This window comes from Trebonia sp. (assembly GCF_049794275.1).
Lineage (GTDB): Bacteria > Actinomycetota > Actinomycetes > Streptosporangiales > Streptosporangiaceae > Trebonia.
The window spans coordinates 1-2,008 of sequence record NZ_JBARCR010000736.1; the positions used below are offsets into that span (position 1 = coordinate 1).

A 2,008-nucleotide genomic window follows, 5' to 3' on the forward strand; every position below is an offset into this window, starting at 1 on the left:
GGGCATGCCACGCTGTCGCTCGACGAGGGGCTGCTGGGGAGCTGGAGCGGGCCGTTCGGCTGGATCGTCATCGCCGAGCCGCTGCGGCCGGCGGAGCTGCGGTCGCTGGCAGCCGAGGTGGGGCGCAGGCAACGGCTCGCCGAGGGGGCGGCTGACCGGTTCCCCGAGCGGGCGGTGGAAGCGGAGCGGCTCAGGGAACGGCACGCCGAGGTCGAACGAGGGGCATCCACCGGTTTCTGGCGCATCCGCGTGCTGGCCGGCGGGTGCGACGCGGCGAGCGCGGCGCGAGTGGCGGGCCTGTTCTGCGCGTCGGCGGGACTGGACGGGCTGCCGTACGCGCTGAGCCCGGCGGCGCTGGATGACCGGGACGAGGACCAGGCCGGCATGCCGGGCGGCGACGCCATCCCGGCGTCGCCATTCTGCGGGTCCACCGAGCTGTTCGCCGCCCTCGCCAGGCCGCCGGACCACGAGGTCCCCGGAATCCGGCTGGCCCTGCGTCCCGACTTCGACGTCACCCCAGAGGCCCCCGTGCCCCCGGAGTCAGCGGAAGCGGACGGTGGCATCCCGCTCGGCGAGGTGCTCGATCGCAACATGATGCCGGCCGGGGCGTTCACGCTGTCGCGGGACTCGCTTAACAGGCACGTGTTCGTGTGCGGCGCGACCGGCGCGGGCAAGTCGCAGACCGTCAGGTCCCTGCTCGAGGCCGCCACCAGACAGAACATCCCGTGGCTCGTCATCGAGCCCGCCAAGGCCGAGTACCGGCTGATGGCCAGCCGGCTATCCGGTCCCGCCGGCGTCCCCGGCGCCGAGGTCATCAGGATCAGGCCTGGCGAGCCGGACGCGGTCGCGGCCGGGCTGAACCCGCTCGAACCCGCCGCGGACACTAGCGGCAACAGGTTTCCGCTGCAGACGCACGCGGACCTGGTCCGGGCGCTGTTCATCGCCGCGTTCCGGTCCGAGGAGCCGTTCCCGCAGGTGCTCAGCGCTGCCCTGACCCGGGCGTACGAGGAGGCAGGCTGGGACCTCGCGCTCGGCGAGCCGTGCACAGGTGAACCTGCCTACCCGACGCTCACGGCACTTCAGCGCGCCGCCGAGCGTGTGGTCACCGAGATCGGCTATAGCCAGCGGATCACCGACGACGTACTCGGCTTCATCCGGGTCAGGCTGGCGAGCCTGCGGCTCGGCACGACCGGCCGGTTCCTCGAGGGCGGCCACCCGATCGACTTCGGCGCCCTGCTGCGGAAGAACGTGGTGCTCGAGATCGAGGACGTCGGAGACGACGCGGACAAGGCCTTCCTGATGGGCACCGTGCTGATCCGGCTGGCCGAGCACCTCCGGCTGGCTCACCGGACCGGCCCTGCCGTCGCCGGGCTCCGCCACCTGACCGTTGTGGAAGAGGCGCACCGGCTGCTGCGCCGCCCGGAGCCGGACGGGCAATCAGGGGCGGGCGCCGCCGGGCACGCCGTCGAGATGTTCGCCGGCCTGCTCGCGGAGATCCGCGCCTACGGTGAGGGCCTGGTGATCGCCGAGCAGATTCCGGCCCGCCTCGTCTCCGACGCCATCAAGAACACCGCGGTTAAGATCACCCACCGGCTTCCCGCCGCCGATGACCGGGATGCGGTCGGCGCCACGATGAACGCGACGCAAAGCCAGTCCCGCTTCCTCGTCACGCTCGCGCCCGGGCAGGCGGCCGTCTTCCGCGACGGCATGGACTTCCCTGTGCTCGTGAAAATGAAAGATGGTTCGGAACGGGAGATGGCGACTCCCGGCACCACCCTCGACGCTAGGACCGTGGTCACCCCGAGGTCGGCTACCTGCGGGGCCGGATGCGCGGCCCGGCCCTGCACGCTGCGGGACATGCGCGCGGCGCAGCGCGCGCTCGACGACTTCCCCTGGGCCCGGCTGTGGGCGGAGCTCGCCGTGCTCGCGCACCTGACCGGGTGGCCGACGCCGGTGCCCAAGCCCGCCGTGCTCGCCAGGTTCAGGGAGCTGGCGCCCCGGGTGAGTC

1 protein-coding gene is annotated in these 2,008 nt (G+C 72.8%); it reads left to right on the top strand.

All coding sequences use genetic code 11. The features are described 5' to 3' along the window. On the top strand, positions 1 to 2,008 hold a 2,008-nt coding region (locus WA805_RS19475), incomplete at both ends, for an ATP-binding protein (protein ID WP_425243043.1).